This is a genomic window from Mycobacterium sp. NPDC004974, from assembly GCF_053600815.1.
The window spans coordinates 508181-524429 of the sequence record NZ_JBSGAQ010000001.1; the positions used below are offsets into that span (position 1 = coordinate 508181).

A 16249-nucleotide genomic window follows, 5' to 3' on the forward strand; every position below is an offset into this window, starting at 1 on the left:
GCCGCCCACCGTTTTCGTTGCCGGTGATCAGGCGTGGGTTCCGCCGTCGATCCGGATCTCGGTGCCGCTGATGAACGCGCCGTCGTCGGAGACCAGCATCGCGATCACGCCGGCGACCGCGGACGGGTCACCCATCCCGGCGCCGCCGGAGGCCAAGGTGGTCGGCATGATGGGCGACAGCTTGGCGAACAACGACCAGTCGCTGTCGGCGGGAACGAGTCCCGGTGTGGCGTCGGTGATTCCGGACTTGATGCTGCCCGGCGCCACACTGACGGCTCGCAGCCCCTGCTTGCCGTACTCCAGCGCGAGTGAGTGCGTCATCGCCTGGATTCCGCCCTTGCTGGCCGCGTAGGCCGCCATGTACGGATGCGCGAACGCCGCCGAGGTCGAGCTGAAGTTCACGATCGCGCTCCGCGGATTCTCCAGCAGCGCCGGCAGGGTTTCACGGATCACCAGGAATGTCCCGGTGAGATTGACGGCGATGATCTGGTTCCAGGCCTGCAGGCTCATCTCATGGGTGTGCACCGCGCGCAGCATGCCCGCGGCGTTGACCACCGAGTCGAGGCCGCCGAGCGCCTCGACCGCGGTTCGCGCGCCCTCGATCACCGAGGCCTCGTCGCCGATGTCCATCGTCAGCACCGTGAACCGGTCAGAGGTGCCGGCCTGCTGCGCGCTCTGCCGGGTGGCCTCCAGCCCGTCGGCCGAGATGTCGGCGCCCACCACCGCGGCGCCCTCGTCGAGCAGTCGCAGCGCGGTGGCCTGTCCGATGCCGGATCCTGCGCCGGTCACCAGGATCCGGCGGCCCTCAAGTCGATTCATCACTATCACTGTCCCATCACGTATTTCACGGTCGGACCGGTGGTCCAGCCGCCGTCGACGGCGATCTCGGCGCCGGTGACGTAGGTGGAGCCGCCGGACAGCAGGTAGCCGACGGCGCCGGCGATCTCGTCGGCCTCGCCGACGCGGCCCATCGGGGTGTTGGGATAGTTGCCCTCACCCCGTTCGATGCCGATCTGTGCGGTCATCGGCGTGTAGGTCATGCCGGGATGCACCGAATTCACCCGGATGCGGTCCGGACCCAGTTCGACCGCGGCGATCTTGCTCAGCCCGCGCACGCCCCATTTGGACGCGCCGTACCCGGCGGTCAGCGCCAGGCCCATCAGGCCGGCGGCCGAGGAGATGTTGACGATGGAACCTCCGCCGGCCGCGCGCATCGGGGCGATGACCGCCTGAAGGCCGTTGAAGACGCCGACCAGGTTGATCTCGAGCACGGTGCGGAAGTGGTCGAGTGGCTCGTGCTCGATGAACTGTCCGGTCGAGATGCCTGCGTTGTTCACCAGGCCGTTCAGTTTGCCGAACTCGGCCAGGGTCAGCTCGACCGCGGATTTCCACTGTGCCGCATCGGTCACGTCGAGGTGGACGTAACGGGCATTGGCCCCCAGCTCGGCGGCCAGCGCGGCGCCGTCATCATCGAGGACGTCGGAGATCACCACCTTGCCGCCACGCGCGACGATGTGCTGAGCGAACGCCGCGCCGAGGCCGCGTGCGCCGCCGGTGACGATCGCCACGACGTCCGACAAGCTATCCGAATCTGCTTGCATCCCAACAACTTCCTTTCAGGGTGAATGTCGGCTGGATTCAGTGTCGATCCTGGCCGCAGCACCGTCGGGTATGAAAGCCACGATATTCGTCGCGGTGTTGGCGTGCCGGAAAGTCCCATTCAGCGGGAATGGGTGGAGGGCCACTCCGTGCCCTCCATCGACACGAACATGGCATCCATGCCCGGCAACCGCTTCATGCTTCCCTCGTTCGCCAGCCCCCAGATGCGGAGGCCCGGACCTATTCGGAATCAGCGCATGGACCGGTGCGAAATTAACGTTCGGCGAGACTTCGGTTTCCTGCGGACGGCAACGGCGGCCCGACCCCACGCCGTTTGCTGCGGAGCCCGGAGACCCCTGGTACCGGTGAGTGAGACAACGGGTGTCCGCCGCACACCCTGGTTCGTAACGTGACAAGCCGAATCTTGAAGTGAAAGGCAACACAGTGACAGCCCAGCCAGCTCCGTCAGGTACCGCCGAACGCACCTCCGCGGAGGTGGATGTCGTTGTCGTGGGAGCCGGTTTCGCCGGGCTGTACGCACTGCACCGCTTTCGCGAGCAGGGCCTTTCGGTGCGAGTGTTCGAGGCCGCCGACGGGGTGGGCGGCGTCTGGTACTGGAACCGCTATCCGGGCGCCCGCTGCGACGTCGAGAGCGTCGACTACTCCTACTCGTTCGATTCCGACCTTGAGCAGGAGTGGAACTGGACCGAGAAGTACGCCACCCAGCCGGAGATCCTGGCCTACCTCAACCACGTGGCCGACCGGTTCGACCTGCGGCGCGACATCTCCTTCGGGACCCGCGTGACCGACATGGTGCTCGACGAGAAGACGCTGCGCTGGCAGGTCCGCACCGACCGCGGCGACGTGGTGTCCGCGCGGTTCTGCATCCTGGCGGTCGGGCCCCTGTCGAACGCGAACATCCCGGCGATCGAGGGCCTCGATTCGTTCGCCGGCGAGGTCTACCACACCGCGCACTGGCCGCACGAAGGTGTTGATTTCACGGGCAAGCGGGTCGGCGTGATCGGCACCGGATCCTCGGGCATCCAGGCGATCCCGTACATCGCCAAAGAAGCCGCACAGCTCTACGTCTTCCAGCGCACCCCGAACTACAGCGTGCCGGCCGGCAACATTCCGCTCGACGAAGAGACGCGGGCCGCGCAGAAGGCCGGTTACACCGAGCGGCGCAGGCTCTCGATGCTCAGCGGTGGCGGCTCACCGCACCAGCCTCATCCCAAGTCCGCCCTGGAGGTCTCCGCCGAGGAACTGCAGCAGGCCTACGAGCGGCGCTGGGAACTGGGCGGTGTGTTGTTCTCCAAGGCCTTCCCGGATCAGCTGCTCACCATCGAGGCCAACGACACCGCGCGCCTGTTCTGGGAGCAGAAGGTGCGGGCCGTGATCGACGATCCCGCCGTGGCCGACGTGTTGATCCCGAAGGATCATCCGATCGGCGCCAAGCGAATCTGTACCGACGACAACTACTTCCAGACCTTCAACCGGGGCAACGTCTCGTTGGTGAATCTGCGGGCCACGCCGATCGAGCGGATCGACGCCTCCGGTCTCGACACCACCGAGGAGCACTACGAGCTCGACGCACTGGTGCTTGCCACCGGATTCGACGCGATGACCGGATCGGTCCAGAAGCTCAACGTGGTGGGCCGGGGCGGCCGGACCCTCAATGAGGCGTGGGCCGAGGGGCCGGCGACCTACCTCGGCCTCGGTGTCCCGGGCTTCCCGAACCTGTTCAACATCGCCGGTCCAGGCGCCCCTTCGGTGCTGGCCAACATGGTGCTGCATTCGGAGTTGCACCTGAACTGGGTGGCCGACGCGATCGCCTATCTCGAGGCCCAGGGCGCTCCGGCGATCGAGGCGCGTGAGGACGCTGCGGCCGAGTGGGTGGCCGAGTGCACCCGCCGTGCCGCTGGAACGCTTATGCCGCAGGCCAATTCGTGGTACCTCGGGGCGAACATCCCGGGCCGGCCGCGGGTGTTCATGCCGTTCGTCGGCGGCTTCGGCGTGTACGGCGAGATCATCGCCGACGTCGCAGCGGCCGGCTACAAGGGCTTCGACATCCACCAGGATCTGACCGTCTAGCGGCGGTCCCTGCGGGGGCCGGCTGCTTCGGGCGCCGGCCTCCGGCACAGGGATCGGTCAGCCGTTGCGGTCCAGCACCGCTCGGATGTCGGCGCACACCTGCCGCCTGGCGGTGCCGGCCAGGGTGAGTGCCGGCATGGTCATGAACCCGTGGATGGCGCCGGAGAAACTCCGGTGCGCGACCGGAACACCCTGGGCTGCAAGCGCTTCGGCATAGCCTTCGCCTTCGGAGTGCAGCGGGTCGAAACCCGCGGTGATCACCACTGCCGGTGGCAGTCCGGACAGATCCGCGCGTAGTGGCGACGCATGGGGGTGGGCGCGGTCGTCCGCGTCCGGAACGTACTGGTCCCAGTACCACGCCATGGCGGCACGGGTGTTGTAGAACCCCGTCTCGAACCGGCGGTAGGACTCGGTGTCGAAGTCCGCGGCAGTCACCGGATACAGCAGCGCCTGACACGCGATGTCCGGACCGCCGCGATCGCGGGCGAGGATCGTGGTGACGGCGGCGAGGTTGCCGCCGGCGCTGTCGCCGGCGACGACGATCTTCGAGGCGTCGCCGCCGAGCTCGTCGGCGTTGCGCGCAACCCAACACAATGCGGCGTACACGTCGTCGGCGGCTGCCGGCCAACGTGACTCCGGCGCCAGCCGGTAGTCGACGGACACCACCGCCGCGCCGATGCCGTTGGACAGCGACCGGCACAGGTCGTCGTGCGTGTCGAGGTCGCAGAACACGAATCCGCCGCCGTGCGCGAACACCACCAGCGGTGCCAGGGCATCGGAAGACGTTTCCGGCCAATAGATCCGGACGGGAATATCGCCCCCAGGCCCCGGTATCGTCCGGTCCTCGGCTGACCCGATGGGCTGTGGTCGTTCTGTCGGTCGATACCGGGACCGCACGGCGGCCCTGGCTTCGGCCCCGCTCATCGTCTCGACAGCAGGAAAGCCGGCATTCAGTACGGGCAGTAGTTCCGCGATCTCCGGATCGACTTTCATTTCCGCCTTTTCGTCGGGTTGTCCGTACCCGGCAACCGGTCCTGCATCCCACCAAACCACATCGGCGCCGGCCCCGGGGTGTGTGTTCCGCGCAGCGGGATCAACGAGTCCGGCTCTCGGCCAGCACGATTGAGGCCCGAGCGGGTGCGGGCCGCACCCCGGCTATACCACACCGCCAAAAGTCTTGTACCGCTGAGCGAGACAGCAGTTCCGGGATGTGTGGTGGGTGCGCACGATCACATGGCCGGGCCCGCTGAGGCATCGGACACACCGAGGCGGTCTGTTCGAGCGTCGCTCCCAAGCGCGAAATCCGCCAAGGGCCGGGCAATTCCGGGCCGTCATCACGGCGTGCTCGACAACCAAATAGATGGAGAGGCAATGGACCGACATAGCAAGTTCGACAACGGCGCCGTACCCGCTGTGCGTCGTCGTTCGAGAACGAGATGGAGAGCCCTTGGCATCATGCTCACTGCCATCGGCTTCTTCGTGATGTCCGTGCTGCCGGCGTGGGCCGCCGAGAACATGCGGGTGACTTTTGTGCGGCACGGTCAATCCGCGGGCAACACGTCGGGGAACATCGACACCTCGACGCCGGGCCCGTCGCTCACCCCGCTGGGGCGAGAGCAGGCCCGGGCAGTGGCCGACCAGCTGGGGGACAACAACTATGACGCCATCTATGCGTCGCAGATGATCCGTACCCAGCAGACGGCAGAACCGATGTCGGCCTATCTGGGTCTGCCGATCCAGGTGCTGCCCGGCCTGCAGGAGATCGAGGCCGGCGACTACGAGGGCACTCCCGAGAGCGGGGCACTCGGCGGTTACCTCAAGGCCCCGATCGCCTGGGCGTTCGCCGGTCAACTCGGCGCACGCATCCCGGGTTCGATCGACGGCAATGAGTTCGACGCGCGCGTCGACGGCGCGTTGAAGACCATGTACGACAAGGGCGACCGCAACGTCGTCGTGTTCTCGCACGGCGGCACCATCATGTTCTGGACCATGATGAATGCCAAGAACCTCACCTTGGCGGAGAAGGGCATGCTGCTGAGCCAGCACGCGCTGGGCAACACCGACTACGTCGTCATCGAGGGAAACCCCGAGGACGGCTGGACATTGGTGGACTGGAACGGCCAGCGGTTCAGCCCCGAGCCCACATTCGGGCATGAGGTCGGGCTGCAGGTGCGGACGCTGACCCGCCAGCTCGAAGCCGCCATGAAGCAGGTCACCGACTCGTTCGCCACCGGTGACGTGATCAAGGTTGCGACGGCGATCAACCGCAGTGTGGCCGACGCGTCCTTCTCGGTGGCCAAGTTCAACCGGGCGATCAATGCCGAGGTCATCAAGCGGGTCGGCAAAGCCATCGATGAGGTACGCAATCCGGATTCCGATGCGGTGTCGGAGCTCACCGACAAGATGTCCGACACGGCCAAGAGCGTTGTCCCGAACACCGGTTCGGTCACGGACCTGCTGAAGCCGCTGAACGCTGCGGTGGCCGATCCGAAGGTAGCGCCGGAATCGGCCGGTTCCGATCGCGCCGGTGCGACCCCGAAGGTCACCTCCGCGGTGCGGGGCAACGGTGCGACCGACCTGACCGCCGGCAACATGGTCAGGCCCGGCAAGGCCTTCGTCGATGCCAAGCGCGCCGGTGAGCAGGTGCGTACCGCGGTTTCCGATGCCGCCGATCAGCTCAGGTCGACGGTGAAGTCGTCGATCGGCAGCATCACCGGTGCCACCAAGAAGGTGTCCGAAAGTGCGGGCGCGCCAAGCGCTTCGCGCGATGCCGCGGGTTCCGACAAGGCTTCGGCCGATTCGGACGGCTGATGACCGCGGGTAGGCCGGCGTAGTTTCGCCGCGCCGGCGGCAAGAAATCGGCCCCCTCCGTCAGACGGAGGGGGCCGATTTCGTCGTGGCTGGTCGAGCGGACTAGTCCAGGTAGTCGCGCAGCACCTGGGAGCGGCTCGGATGACGCAGCTTGCTCATGGTCTTGGACTCGATCTGGCGGATGCGCTCGCGGGTCACGCCGTAGACCTGGCCGATTTCGTCAAGGGTGCGAGGCTGACCGTCGGTCAGGCCGAACCGCAGCCGGACCACGCCGGCCTCACGCTCGGACAGCGTCTCCAGCACGGACTGCAGCTGATCCTGCAGCAGCGTGAAGGACACGGCGTCGACGGCCACCACGGCCTCGGAGTCCTCGATGAAGTCACCGAGCTGGCTGTCGCCCTCGTCGCCGATGGTCTGATCAAGCGAGATGGGTTCACGCGCGTACTGCTGGATCTCCAGCACCTTCTCCGGCGTGATGTCCATTTCCTTGGCCAGCTCTTCGGGCGTGGGTTCGCGACCCAGGTCCTGCAGGAGCTCACGCTGGATACGGCCCAGCTTGTTGATCACCTCGACCATGTGCACCGGGATACGGATGGTGCGGGCCTGGTCGGCCATGGCGCGGGTGATGGCCTGGCGGATCCACCAGGTGGCGTACGTGGAGAACTTGTAGCCCTTGGTGTAGTCGAACTTCTCGACCGCACGGATCAGGCCCAGGTTGCCTTCCTGGATCAGGTCCAGGAACGCCATGCCGCGGCCGGTGTAGCGCTTGGCCAGCGACACCACCAGACGCAGGTTGGCTTCCAGCAGATGGTTTTTCGCGCGATCTCCGTCACGGCAGATCCACTGGAAGTCGCGTCGCACCTGAGTGGTGAGCTTTTCGCCCTTCTCGGCGAACTCGGCCATCTTCTGGGTGGCGAACAGCCCGGCCTCGATGCGCTTGGCGAGCTCGACCTCTTCCTCGGCGTTGAGGAGGGCGACCTTGCCGATCTGCTTGAGGTAGGCGCGGACCGAGTCGGCCGAAGCCGTCAGCTCGGCGTCCTTGCGTGCCTGCCGCAGCGCCTCGGACTCTTCCTCATCCCACACGAAGTCGCCGGAGGCCTTGTCCTTCTCGGACGGCTCGGGGTGGTCCTCGTCGGCCTTGGCCGCCTTGGCCGGTGCGGCGGCCTTGGCGGCCTTGCCTTCCTCAGCCTCGTCCTCGTCCTCGTCGTCGCCCGCGTCCTCGACGTCGTCATCCGTGTCGAGGTCGTCGTCGAGCTCGAGGTCGGTGTCCTCTACGTCGAGATCTTCGCCGGGACCCGCTTCCAGGTCGTCGCCGGTCTCGAGATCGTCATTGACGTCCTCAGGCTTGCCCGCCGCGGCCTTGGTGGCCTTCTTGGCGGGAGCGCGCTTGGTGGCGGTGCCGCCCTCGGCCTTGGCCGCGGTGCTCTTGGCTGCCCGCTTGGCCGGGGCCTTCTTGGCGGGAGTCTTGGTAGCGGTGCGCTTCACCGGCTCGTCGGTCGCCGGGCTTGCCTTTGTCGCTGCCACGTACACCCTTTCGGTCTCACGAAATTTCTCGGCGAGCATGGGCATACTCCACCGAAAGCGTCTGCTATCGAATGTTGGCGTTCTTATCGGCTGGGGATATTCACCGCTATTCGGTAGGCGGCCGCCGAAGACCATTGTAACGACAGTGTGGGTGTTCACCGTGCCGAGCGGCAAATTTCGGCACGTGACCGACCGAAAGCGGCAAAGTTACCCGGCGGTAGCCTGCGTGCCGGCGGGCTCCTGGTCCTGACTGGCCATGGCCGCGCCCACGATGCCGGCCGTGTTCAGCAAAGCCGCCGGAACGATCGGGGTGCGGATCTTCAGCAGTGGCAGCCACTTGTCGGACTTGCGGCTGATGCCGCCGCCTGCGATGAACAGGTCCGGCCAGATCGCGTTCTCGATCGTCACCAGCACCTTGTTGACCTCTTCGGTCCACCGCGCGTAACTCCACTCCTTGCGCTCCTTGACCGAGGATGCGGCGCGGTGTTCGGCCTCCTTGCCGTCCACTTCCAGGTGGCCAAATTCGGTGTTGGGCAATAACACACCGTTGTGGATCACCGCCGAGCCGATGCCGGTGCCGAAGGTCAGCAGCACCACGACACCGGAGTTGTCCTTGCCCGCCCCGTAGCGCTCCTCGGCAAGGCCTGCCGCGTCGGCGTCGTTGAGTACACGCACCGGCAACCCGCCGAGCGCGGCGCTGATCACCTCGGCGGCGTTCACCCCGATCCAGCCCTTGTCGACATTGGCCGCGGTGCGCACGACGCCGTCGGTGACGACGCCCGGGTAGGTGACGCCGACGCTGCCGGTCCAGCCGAACTCGGCCACCACCGCAGCCACCGTTTTCGCCACCGATTCGGGGGTGGACGGCTGCGGTGTGTCGAGCTTGAACCGCTCGCCGATGAGCTGCCCGGTATCGAGGTCGACGATGCCGCCTTTGATGCCGCTGCCGCCCACGTCGACGCCGAATCCGCGGCGTGGGGCTTCGGCGGCGGGAACCGGATCTGCCGCGGGTGCATCGGGTGCGGTCATGGGTGCTCCTTTGTGGGACAGGCGGTGAGCAGGCTGTCGGACAGGATGGGGACAAACCAAGGCGCGACCTCACCCTAGTCGTTGAACATCGCACCCGCGGGTGGTCTGACATCCACCGCGAAGCGACATTTCGGGCAGAAGATGCTGCGATAGGGCCATGACCGACAACAGTTTCGATGCTCCCGCCTTGCGGGTGGTGGCCGAGCAGCTGGCCACCGAAGCCGCCGAGTTCGTCGCCCGCCGCCGCGCCGAGGTGTTCGGCGCCGTCGAGCCCTCGGGCGGCCCGGTGGCTTCCGGTGCCGTGAGATCTAAGAGCACCCCGACCGACCCCGTCACGATCGTCGACACCGAAACCGAACGGTGGCTGCGCGAGCGGCTGGCGGTGTTACGGCCCGAAGAGGCGATCCTGGGGGAGGAGGAGGGCGGTCAGCAGGATGACCGCCCCGGGCTGAGCTGGGTGCTCGACCCGATCGACGGCACGGTCAACTTCGTCTACGGGATACCGGCCTATGCGGTGTCGGTGGCCGTGCAGTACGACGGGCGGTCAGTGGCCGGAGCCGTGGCCGATGTGCCTGCCGGTGAGGTGTACTCGGCTGCCCTGGGGCATGGTGCCGAGGTGGTGCGGAACGGGGTCCGGAGCCCGCTGCGGTGCAGCGGTGTCCAGGACCTGTCCATGACGCTGCTGGGGACCGGGTTCGCCTACGATCCCGGCCAGCGCGCGCGTCAGGCCGCGGTGCTGGCCCAGGTGCTGCCCTCGGTGCGGGACGTTCGCCGCATCGGCTCGTGTGCGCTCGACCTGTGCATGGTCGCCGCAGGCCGGTTGGACGCCTACTACGAAGAGGGCGTCCAGGTCTGGGACTGGGCCGCGGCGGCGCTGATCGCCGCAGAGGCGGGAGCGACGGTGTGGTTGCCGACCGCTCCCGGTGCCGAGTACGTGGCCGCGTCGGCGCCGGCCATCGCCGACGCCCTGCACGACGCGCTAGCAGGCGCCGGTATGGATCTTTGACAGCAGCGCGGAATCCGACGGCGCGGTGGCGTCGGGCCGCAGGCTGGCCAGCACGGCCTTGATGTCGTCGTTGCTGGCGAGCTCGCTGAACTCGGTGCCGAGCGCCAGATCGACCCCTGCGTCGGGCCTTTCGTCCTGGAACAGCTCGGTGCACGGGGCCACCAGCCACACGGCGGCGGCAGCGGTGCGTCCGGACGGGCCGAACCGGATCTGGCCCTGGCATTCCAGCCGCGTGCTGGCGTAGATCGGGTCGTTCGCCGCCTCGGGTTGGGCGAAGCCCAGATCGCGCAGTGCACCGGCCACCTCGCCGGCCTGGCCGCCCTGGCCGCTGGCGTTGAGGACCCGGATCCTGGTCTCGGCCAGCGGTGCCGGTGTGACGTCGGTCATGGCCGATCGGGCCACTTGCTCGCCGAGTTTGGGGGCAGCCGGATCGGTGGCGGGCGGCGGGTTACAGGCCGTGGCCTCGCGCACATCTGCGGGCTGATTGAGGGCGATGATCCAGACGATCATCGTCACCACCGCCAGCGCGACGAAGAGCACGATGCCGGGAACGAAACTGCGCCGACGGAACGGTCGACCATGCCGGTCGAAGGCGGTTCCATCGGTGATTTGCGCGACCACATCTGCACTCTAGGGGTAAAGGTGTTCGCTGACGCAGCAGTGCTCAGACGGTAGTGTGATGTAAATCACACTGAAACGTGTGGCAATACGGGCACGAATCATTTGGGGAATGCGTTCGACGCTGGTACAAAGCTCTGCTGCAAGGTAAGGGAGGGGACACAGACGATGGCTACCGACTACGACGCTCCACGGCGTTCCGAAGCAGACGAGGTTTCTGAGGATTCGCTCGAGGAGCTGAAGGCGCGGCGCAACGAGGCGCAGTCCGCCGTGGTGGATGTTGACGAATCAGAATCGGCCGAGTCGTTCGAGCTGCCGGGCGCAGACCTGTCCGGCGAGGAACTGTCGGTACGGGTGGTCCCGAAGCAGGCCGACGAGTTCACGTGCTCCAGCTGCTTCCTGGTGCATCACCGGAGCCGGCTGGCAAGCGAGAAGAACGGCGTGATGATCTGCACGGACTGCGCCGCCTGACGGCGGCTCAGCCGCTGCAGCTTGATTCGCGGCTCAGCCGCGGAGCGCACCCAGGACACGATCCGGATGGCGCGAACTGACGAGCCAGTACGGGGTGGGGTCATCCGGATCGTCGAGCACTACCAGCACCATCGGGCCCACCCAGGCCCGGTGTACGACGAAAGCGGCGGGATCGAGCTGACGACCCAGCGCGGCCGACTTGGCCGACCGCGGTACCTCCGCGGTCCGGGAGATGACGCTGGTCGGCAGGTGTGCGTCACCGACCCACAACTCGGTGTCGCCGGCGTTGTCGCGCACCACCTTCAACTCCGTCTTGCTGAACCACATCAGCACGGCCCCCGCCACGCCGAAGAGCAGCACGTAAGGCAACCACGCCGGAATCGCCGGCGCGGCCAGGCCGATCTCGAATGCGATCACCCCTGCCAGCACCGCAGCCGGCAGGGACCACCACCACGGGACCCACAAACGTTCGCGGTAGTGAACGCTTTGGGTGGTTGCGCGCGTGTCTGACACGCGGCTCAGAGTAATCTGTGACGTCGTGTCCACCTCTCTGGCGGTCGTCCGATTAGACCGCGAACTACCGATGCCCAGCCGGGCGCACGATGGGGACGCGGGCGTAGACCTCTACAGCGCGCGCGATGTCGAGCTGGCCCCCGGGCAACGCGAGCTCGTGCCGACCGGGGTTGCCGTGGCGATTCCGCACGGAATGGTGGGATTGATCCATCCGCGCTCGGGTCTGGCTGCCCGCGTGGGACTTTCGATCGTCAACAGCCCGGGCACGATAGACGCCGGTTATCGCGGCGAGATCAAGGTTTCGCTGATCAACCTCGATCCCGACACGCCGATCGTCATCAACCGCGGTGACCGGATTGCCCAGCTGTTGGTTCAGCGGGTAGAACTGCCCGAGTTGGTCGAGGTGACCTCATTCGACGAGGCGGGCCTGGCTGACACCTCCCGTGGCGACGGCGGCCACGGTTCCTCCGGCGGACATGCGAGTTTGTGATGGCATTCGGAAAGCGCAAGAGCAACGATTCGGCTGACGACTCGGCTCGTCAGAACGATGACGAGCAGGTTGTCGAGCAACCGGCACCAGTGGAGCAGGCCGACGACTTCGACGAGGGCTCCGACGACGGCCCGTTCGACATCGAGGACTTCGACGATCCCGAGGTCGCGGCACAGGGCCGGCTCGACCTCGGCTCGGTACTGATCCCGATGCCCGACGGCGGACAGGTCCAGGTCGAGCTCAACGAGGCCGGGGCGCCGAGCGCGGTGTGGGTGGTGACCCCGAACGGGCGGTTCACCATCGCCGCCTACGCGGCACCCAAGAGTGCCGGCCTCTGGCGTGAGGTGGCCGGCGAGCTCGCCGACTCACTGCGCAAGGACGCCAGCTCGGTGAACATCCAGGACGGCCCCTGGGGTCGCGAGGTGGTCGGCGCGGGTAACGGCGGCGTGGTGCGCTTCATCGGCGTCGACGGCTACCGCTGGATGGTGCGCTGCGTGGTCAACGGCGCCCCCGAGACCATCGACGCGCTGACCGAAGAGGCGCGGGCATCATTGGCCGACAGCGTGATTCGTCGCGGTGAAACGCCGCTGCCGGTGCGCACGCCGCTGCAGGTGGAGCTGCCCGAGCCGATGGCGGCTCAACTGCGCGCCGCAGCGCAACAGGCCGCGATGCAGCAGGCCGCCCAGCAGCTCGCCGCCGCGGCACAGGCGCTGCCGCAGGATCAGCCGCCGGCCGAGCCGGCGGCGCGCCGCAGCGTGCAGGGCTCGGCGATGCAGCAGCTGCGCACCATCACCGGCGGGTAGTACCCCCGCCCTCAACGCCCCACGGTGTCGCTCGCGGCCTCCTGCAGCGCCGCCAGGCATGCCGCACCCAGCACGCCGGTATCGACCCCCATCTGGTCGAGCGTGACCGACCGCAGCGCCGCCCGCGGCGCCGCGGTCACCCACTCGTATCCGACCTCGGCCGGATGCACGGGATCATCGGTGGCCACCGCGACGCCCATGGGTACCGCGAGTTGTTCGAGTTCGGCACTGCCGGGTGCGCGGTAACCGGCGGCTTCCTCCATCGCATCGGGCAGGGTCGGCCACTGGCCCACCCAGGAGCGGGCCAGTTCGTCGGCCAGCCACGGCGGGCTGGAGGCACGCATCTGCGCGACCGTGGCGGCCAACCCGTCCCGGCGCAACAGCTCCGCCGACTGCCGGGCCAACAGCGCGGCAGGGGCGTGCTGGGAGGAGCCCGTCCATGGCGGCAGGGCGGCCAGCACCGCCACGGTGTGGCCGGGGTGGTCCAACGCCCACCGGAGCGCCACGACGGCGCCGATGGACACTCCGCCGACCGCGATCGGGCCCGATCGGGCCGCGTCATCCAGCGCGTGCAGGTAACCCTCGACAAGCCGGTCCGGCGTGGGTGGTGGGGTCACCACCAGAGCTTCGGCGGCGTGCAACGCACCCGAAAATGCCCGGTAGACGTAGTTATCGTCGGACCCGGTACCGGGCAGCAGAACGGTTGGGACACCGCGCAGAATGACGCTCATCACACGATCGTGCCTGCCCCGTCAAATCCTCGGCGCGCCGACCCGTACCCCACGTGGCATTCCCTCAACAAGAGGTCTACCGTGGCCTTGGTTGGGCGGATTCACAGTGGATCTGCAGAAGGTCAGGAGAGGCCATGGCTACGGCCGAAGGGTATCTGCGCCGGCTTACGCGACGCCTGACGGAAGACCCCGAACAGCTTGATGTCGAAGAGCTCAGCGACGAGGCCGCCAATACCGGCGCGCTCAGGGCGATCGACGCGCAGCGCGGCCAGGAAGTGACGATGGTCGGCACTCTGCGCAGCGTCGAATGTAACGGCAAGGGGTGTTCCGGCGGTATCAAAGCCGAACTGTTCGACGGGACCGACACGGTGTTGTTGGTGTGGCTCGGGCAGCGCCGCATTCCGGGTATCGAGTCGGGCCGTACCCTGCGGGTGCACGGCCGGGTCGGCAAGCTGGAGAACGGCGCCAAGGCGATTTACAACCCCCGCTACGAAATCCAGAAGTGAGCCAGGCCGAAAAGAACACAGGCGACGCACCTCAGCCCCCCGAGAGTGATCCGGCGCCCACCCCTGCCCATGGCGGCGGCCGAGCGGTGCTCGACCAGATGGGCGGCATCAGCGGGCTGATCTATTCATCGCTGCCGGTGGTGGTGTTCGTCCCGGTTTCCACCACGTTCGGGCTGATGCCCGCGATCGCCGCCGCGCTCGGCGTGGCGACCCTGATCCTGATCTGGCGGTTGATCCGCCGAGAATCCGTTCAGCCCGCGGTGTCGGGGTTCTTCGCCGTCGGCGTCAGTGCCCTGATCGCCTACGTGGTGGGGGAGTCGAAAGGCTATTTCCTGCTTGGGATCTGGAGCTCACTGGTATACGCCGTCGTGTTCGGGGTGTCGGTGCTGATCCGGCGCCCGCTGGTCGGCTACATCTGGGGCTGGGTGAATTCACACGACCGGGCCTGGCGTGATGTCCGTCGGGCCGTGGTGGCTTTCGATGTCGCCACGCTCACCTGGGTCGCGGTGTTCGCATCGCGATTTCTGGTTCAGCAGTACCTCTATGACTCCGACCAGACGGGCTGGCTGGGCTTCGCGCGGATCGCGATGGGCTGGCCGCTGACCGCCGTCGCCGCGTTGGTGACCTATCTGGCCATCCGGGCCGCGCAGCGCGCCCTACACGCGCAGGACGCGGCTCAAAGCGCCGACTGAGCGCGGTACGCCGGGCTAGCGCGGCGCCGGATGCAGCAGCAGTTCCCGCAGTTCGTCCTCGGACTCGGTGACGGCCACGAACAACAGTTCGTCGCCACCTTCGAGGGGCTCATCGGATTCGGGCACGATCACCCTGGCCCCGCGCAGGATCGTCACCAGCGCGGTGTCACGGGGCAGGTCGAGACGCCGGACGGGACGTCCGCCCCACGGGGTGTCGTCGGGCAGCGTGATCTCGACCAGGCTGGCCTGCCCCTTACGGAACTCCATCAGGCGCACCAGATCACCGACCGCAACGGCCTCCTCCACGAGCGAGGCGAGCATGCGTGGCGTCGACACGGCCACGTCCACGCCCCAGTTCTCGTCGAACAGCCACTCGTTGCGTGGATCGTTGACGCGGGCCACCACCCGGGGCACCGCGAATTCGGTCTTGGCCAACAGGCTGACGACGACATTGACCTTGTCGTCACCGGTCGCCGCGATCACCACGTCGAATTCTTCGAGCTTGACCGATTCCATCACGGAGAGCTCGCAGGCGTCACCGAGCCGCCAGTGCGCGGCCGGGATGGCGTCGACGTCGATATGGTCGGGATTGCGCTCCAGCAGCGTCACGTCGTGATTGCTGTCGAGCAGCTCGCGGGCGATGGAGCGGCCGACGGCGCCGGCCCCGGCGATGGCAACTTTCATCAGTGGGACTCCAAGTCCTCGCTCGGCGGCAGCGCCGCGATGGCCAGTGCCTCGGCGATGTGCCCGGACACGGCGGCCGCGTACACCTGGTCGCCGGCCTGGATCACGGACTTCGGTTCGGGCAGGTAGCCGTTGCCGAACCGGATCATGAAGGCCACCCGGCCGCCGGTGGCGGCCTCCAGATCAGTGACCAGGTGCCCGGCCCAATCCTGGTGCAGCGGAAGTTCGGCCACGCCCACGTTGCCCGACGGATCCCGCCACTTGGTGGTCTCGGTCTCCCTGGTCAACACGTTGAGCAGTCGATCGGTGGTCCACGGCACCGTGGCCACGGTGGGGATGCCCAGCCGCTCGTAGACCGCGGCACGTTTGGCGTCGTAGATACGCGCCACCACGCGCTCGACACCGAACGTTTCGCGGGCCACCCGGGCCGAGATGATGTTGGAGTTGTCGCCCGAGGAGACCGCGGCGAACGCGCCGGCCTCTTCGATTCCGGCGCGCAGCAGCACGTCGCGGTCGAAGCCCATCCCGAGCACGCGCTCGCCGGCGAACTCCGGCGACAGCCGGTGGAACGCGGTGCTGTCACGGTCGATGACCGCGACCTCGTGGCCGATACGGGCCAGGCTGTCTGCGAGGGAGGCGCCTACCCGGCCGCACCCCATGACGACTACACGCACCCGACGG

Annotated in this window: 18 protein-coding genes; 8 read left to right on the plus strand and 10 right to left on the minus strand. The window is 67.5% G+C overall.

Going from position 1 to position 16249, the window contains the following annotated elements; translation table 11 throughout:
• Positions 1-27: 27 nt before the first annotated feature.
• Positions 28-819 (minus strand): SDR family NAD(P)-dependent oxidoreductase, encoded by a 792-nt coding sequence (locus ACWEFV_RS02540; protein WP_135453866.1) that lies wholly within the window; start codon positions 817-819, stop codon positions 28-30.
• A 5-nt stretch (positions 820-824) separates the two neighbouring features.
• A complete protein-coding gene (locus tag ACWEFV_RS02545) occupies positions 825-1601 on the minus strand; it encodes a glucose 1-dehydrogenase (protein ID WP_450068957.1) in 777 nt (258 codons plus the stop codon).
• A gap of 442 nt (positions 1602-2043) precedes the next feature.
• Between ACWEFV_RS02545 and ACWEFV_RS02550 the strand changes: the two genes are divergently transcribed.
• Positions 2044-3690 carry a flavin-containing monooxygenase gene (locus ACWEFV_RS02550; RefSeq protein ID WP_450068958.1) on the plus strand — a complete coding sequence of 549 codons (1647 nt, stop codon included), beginning with the start codon at positions 2044-2046 and terminating at the stop codon, positions 3688-3690.
• Positions 3691-3747: 57 nt separating this feature from the next.
• Here ACWEFV_RS02550 and ACWEFV_RS02555 read toward each other — a convergent pair whose 3' ends face one another.
• A complete protein-coding gene (locus tag ACWEFV_RS02555) occupies positions 3748-4683 on the minus strand; it encodes an alpha/beta hydrolase (protein WP_450068959.1) in 936 nt (311 codons plus the stop codon).
• Between the two features lie 462 nt (positions 4684-5145).
• Between ACWEFV_RS02555 and ACWEFV_RS02560 the strand changes: the two genes are divergently transcribed.
• Positions 5146-6501: a histidine phosphatase family protein gene (locus ACWEFV_RS02560; RefSeq protein WP_450068960.1), complete on the plus strand. Its 1356-nt coding sequence runs from the start codon at positions 5146-5148 to the stop codon at positions 6499-6501.
• A 102-nt stretch (positions 6502-6603) separates the two neighbouring features.
• On the opposite strand, the gene ACWEFV_RS02565 is transcribed toward ACWEFV_RS02560, so the two are convergent.
• Together ACWEFV_RS02565 and ppgK are read right to left on the minus strand one after the other, a co-directional pair.
• A complete protein-coding gene (locus tag ACWEFV_RS02565) occupies positions 6604-8025 on the minus strand; it encodes an RNA polymerase sigma factor (RefSeq protein ID WP_450069256.1) in 1422 nt (473 codons plus the stop codon).
• 207 nt (positions 8026-8232) lie between these two features.
• Positions 8233-9054 carry a polyphosphate--glucose phosphotransferase gene (ppgK, locus tag ACWEFV_RS02570; RefSeq protein ID WP_135453869.1) on the minus strand — a complete coding sequence of 274 codons (822 nt, stop codon included), beginning with the start codon at positions 9052-9054 and terminating at the stop codon, positions 8233-8235.
• Between the two features lie 157 nt (positions 9055-9211).
• Between ppgK and ACWEFV_RS02575 the strand changes: the two genes are divergently transcribed.
• Positions 9212-10060 carry an inositol monophosphatase family protein gene (locus tag ACWEFV_RS02575; protein WP_450068961.1) on the plus strand — a complete coding sequence of 283 codons (849 nt, stop codon included), beginning with the start codon at positions 9212-9214 and terminating at the stop codon, positions 10058-10060.
• Here ACWEFV_RS02575 and cei read toward each other — a convergent pair.
• Positions 10034-10681 carry an envelope integrity protein Cei gene (gene cei / locus ACWEFV_RS02580; protein ID WP_135453871.1) on the minus strand — a complete coding sequence of 216 codons (648 nt, stop codon included), beginning with the start codon at positions 10679-10681 and terminating at the stop codon, positions 10034-10036. The genes ACWEFV_RS02575 and cei overlap by 27 nt on opposite strands.
• 165 nt (positions 10682-10846) lie before the next feature.
• Between cei and ACWEFV_RS02585 the strand changes: the two genes are divergently transcribed.
• Positions 10847-11149, plus strand: coding sequence for a DUF4193 domain-containing protein (locus ACWEFV_RS02585; protein WP_019344626.1), 303 nt, complete (start codon positions 10847-10849; stop codon positions 11147-11149).
• A 33-nt stretch (positions 11150-11182) separates the two neighbouring features.
• On the opposite strand, the gene ACWEFV_RS02590 is transcribed toward ACWEFV_RS02585, so the two are convergent.
• Positions 11183-11662: a DUF3093 domain-containing protein gene (locus ACWEFV_RS02590; protein WP_135453872.1), complete on the minus strand. Its 480-nt coding sequence runs from the start codon at positions 11660-11662 to the stop codon at positions 11183-11185.
• A gap of 25 nt (positions 11663-11687) precedes the next feature.
• Between ACWEFV_RS02590 and dut the strand changes: the two genes are divergently transcribed.
• The gene (dut, locus tag ACWEFV_RS02595) at positions 11688-12152 is read left to right on the plus strand and encodes a dUTP diphosphatase (RefSeq protein ID WP_135453873.1); all 465 of its coding nucleotides are present in this window, start codon (positions 11688-11690) and stop codon (positions 12150-12152) included.
• A complete protein-coding gene (locus ACWEFV_RS02600) occupies positions 12152-12955 on the plus strand; it encodes a DUF3710 domain-containing protein (protein ID WP_450068962.1) in 804 nt (267 codons plus the stop codon). The genes dut and ACWEFV_RS02600 overlap by 1 nt, the downstream gene beginning before the upstream one ends.
• Positions 12956-12966: 11 nt before the next feature.
• Here the strand turns inward: ACWEFV_RS02600 and ACWEFV_RS02605 are convergent, their stop codons facing one another.
• A complete protein-coding gene (locus ACWEFV_RS02605; protein WP_450068963.1) occupies positions 12967-13686 on the minus strand; it encodes an alpha/beta fold hydrolase in 720 nt (239 codons plus the stop codon).
• Between the two features lie 134 nt (positions 13687-13820).
• On the opposite strand from ACWEFV_RS02605, the gene ACWEFV_RS02610 reads away from it, so the two are divergent.
• Positions 13821-14192 carry an OB-fold nucleic acid binding domain-containing protein gene (locus ACWEFV_RS02610; protein WP_044517882.1) on the plus strand — a complete coding sequence of 124 codons (372 nt, stop codon included), beginning with the start codon at positions 13821-13823 and terminating at the stop codon, positions 14190-14192.
• Between the two features lie 98 nt (positions 14193-14290).
• Positions 14291-14884: a DUF3159 domain-containing protein gene (locus ACWEFV_RS02615; RefSeq protein ID WP_135459988.1), complete on the plus strand. Its 594-nt coding sequence runs from the start codon at positions 14291-14293 to the stop codon at positions 14882-14884.
• 15 nt (positions 14885-14899) lie between these two features.
• Here ACWEFV_RS02615 and ACWEFV_RS02620 read toward each other — a convergent pair whose 3' ends face one another.
• Together ACWEFV_RS02620 and ACWEFV_RS02625 are read right to left on the minus strand one after the other, a co-directional pair.
• The gene (locus ACWEFV_RS02620) at positions 14900-15568 is read right to left on the minus strand and encodes a potassium channel family protein (RefSeq protein ID WP_135453876.1); all 669 of its coding nucleotides are present in this window, start codon (positions 15566-15568) and stop codon (positions 14900-14902) included.
• A complete protein-coding gene (locus ACWEFV_RS02625) occupies positions 15568-16242 on the minus strand; it encodes a potassium channel family protein (protein WP_135453877.1) in 675 nt (224 codons plus the stop codon). The genes ACWEFV_RS02620 and ACWEFV_RS02625 overlap by 1 nt, the downstream gene beginning before the upstream one ends.
• Between the last annotated feature and the right edge of the window lie 7 nt (positions 16243-16249).

What these genes read in the sequence shown, in the direction of transcription:
- ACWEFV_RS02540 (WP_135453866.1), bottom strand. Translation starts at nt 819, where the DNA reads ATGAATCGACTTGAGGGCCGCCGGATCCTGGTGACCGGCGCAGGATCC.
- ACWEFV_RS02600 (WP_450068962.1), top strand. Translation starts at nt 12,152, where the DNA reads ATGGCATTCGGAAAGCGCAAGAGCAACGATTCGGCTGACGACTCGGCT.
- ACWEFV_RS02620 (WP_135453876.1), bottom strand. Translation starts at nt 15,568, where the DNA reads ATGAAAGTTGCCATCGCCGGGGCCGGCGCCGTCGGCCGCTCCATCGCC.
- ACWEFV_RS02615 (WP_135459988.1), top strand. Translation starts at nt 14,291, where the DNA reads ATGGGCGGCATCAGCGGGCTGATCTATTCATCGCTGCCGGTGGTGGTG.
- ACWEFV_RS02560 (WP_450068960.1), top strand. Translation starts at nt 5,146, where the DNA reads ATGCTCACTGCCATCGGCTTCTTCGTGATGTCCGTGCTGCCGGCGTGG.
- ACWEFV_RS02545 (WP_450068957.1), bottom strand. Translation starts at nt 1,601, where the DNA reads ATGCAAGCAGATTCGGATAGCTTGTCGGACGTCGTGGCGATCGTCACC.
- ACWEFV_RS02555 (WP_450068959.1), bottom strand. Translation starts at nt 4,683, where the DNA reads ATGAAAGTCGATCCGGAGATCGCGGAACTACTGCCCGTACTGAATGCC.
- ACWEFV_RS02575 (WP_450068961.1), top strand. Translation starts at nt 9,212, where the DNA reads ATGACCGACAACAGTTTCGATGCTCCCGCCTTGCGGGTGGTGGCCGAG.
- ppgK (WP_135453869.1), bottom strand. Translation starts at nt 9,054, where the DNA reads ATGACCGCACCCGATGCACCCGCGGCAGATCCGGTTCCCGCCGCCGAA.
- ACWEFV_RS02585 (WP_019344626.1), top strand. Translation starts at nt 10,847, where the DNA reads ATGGCTACCGACTACGACGCTCCACGGCGTTCCGAAGCAGACGAGGTT.
- ACWEFV_RS02610 (WP_044517882.1), top strand. Translation starts at nt 13,821, where the DNA reads ATGGCTACGGCCGAAGGGTATCTGCGCCGGCTTACGCGACGCCTGACG.
- ACWEFV_RS02605 (WP_450068963.1), bottom strand. Translation starts at nt 13,686, where the DNA reads ATGAGCGTCATTCTGCGCGGTGTCCCAACCGTTCTGCTGCCCGGTACC.